The 1,435-nt window shown below is 33.4% G+C and carries 2 protein-coding genes; both read left to right on the top strand.

The features are described from left to right. Positions 1 to 691, top strand: a 691-nt coding sequence (locus tag KDK19_RS02215) for a DUF2326 domain-containing protein (RefSeq protein WP_257291258.1), incomplete at its 5' end; no start/stop codon positions are given. Positions 692 to 789: 98 nt separating this feature from the next. Further along, positions 790 to 1,435 (top strand): DUF4238 domain-containing protein (locus KDK19_RS02210; RefSeq protein ID WP_257291257.1); only part of this gene is annotated, 646 nt, incomplete at its 3' end.

The following is a 1,435-nucleotide window of genomic DNA, read 5'->3' as shown; positions in this document are numbered from 1 at the left end:
ACTAAGAAAAATTTTAACGGAAGAGATCAACGAAAAAGAGTCTGAGCTAGAAAAACAGCTAAGTACTATAGAGAAGGAGATAGTGCTAATAGACCAACAAATAAGTGAACTTTCCAATAATATCAAAAAACCGAATGCTATTATCACTAGGGTTCGTAAAATATCAGACAGACTAAAAGAGGCTCAGTTAGAAAATTCGCAGTACGAAAAAAATACTAAAATCAAAGACGACTTGAGGACAATAAAATCTGACCTTAATGTCGAAAGAGAAAGAATTACATCATTCATTTCAAATATTGTAAATGATAAAATCAGAAAAATTATTACTTTGATTTATAGCGAGCATAGAAAAAGCCCTAATCTCAGCTTTTCATCTTCAAACTATAACTACGAAATTTATGAAGATACAGGAACCGGAAAGGCATTTTCAAACTTACTGGTTTTTGATTTAGCCCTTTTCCAAACATCAAAACTGCCTTTTTTGATTCATGATTCATTGCTTTTCAAAAACATTGAGAATAACGCTGTGGCCAATATTATTGGCATATATGCTTCTGAAAATAAGCAGTCATTTATTGCTATTGATGAAATAAGTAAATATGGAAAAGAAGCATCTGATAAGCTAATTAAAAATAAAGCTATTCAACTTAACGATCAGCATGTTCTTTACACTAAGGATTGGAGAGATTGACTTAAACTTCCCGCCCTAACAAAAATTTCCAGCGGACTGCGCCTGCGGCGCAGCCGCTGAAATTGGCGTTAGGCATCTCATACATCAGCAATTAAGTGATGAATAAAATTAAGGCAAATAATCATTATGTACCACAGCTCTACTTAAAGAGGTGGGTGGATAGTGAAAACGAAGTATGTATATACAAAACTTTAGTTTCACATGAAAATGAGAATTTATGGAGGAAACAATCAACAGCTGCTATTGGCTATCAAAGACATCTTTATACACAAATGATTGCAGGAAAAGAATCAGATGATCTTGAAAATTGGCTCGATAAAAACTATGAGTCTCCAGCTCAAGAAGCTATATCCAAGGCTGTAAATGATGAAAAGCTATCTAAACATGATTGGTATTTACTTATCCGCTTTTTAGCATGTCAAGATGTTAGAACACCAGCAAGATTATTAGAACACCTATCTAGGCAAAATCGTACACAAGAAAAAATTTTGCAAGATAGTCTTGAACGACTAAAAGAAGAAATTGAAAATAATTCAATATCGCCATCTGATACTGTGGAGCCTTCAAACGAACTTGATAAATTATTTCCGCTCAAGATAAGAACTGAAAGAGATCCAAACGATAAAGAAATGGCTCGAATAAAAGTTGAAAGTTATACTGGGCGAGCCACATGGATTCATTCATTAAAGCATTTGTTGAAATATTCAGAAAAGGTTCTTCATCAGCACAAATGGTCAATTATCA

The organism is Endozoicomonas sp. ONNA1 (genome assembly GCF_024606325.1).
In the GTDB taxonomy this organism is placed as follows: Bacteria; Pseudomonadota; Gammaproteobacteria; order Pseudomonadales; family Endozoicomonadaceae; genus Endozoicomonas_A.
This window is presented reverse-complemented; position numbering and strand designations above follow the sequence as displayed.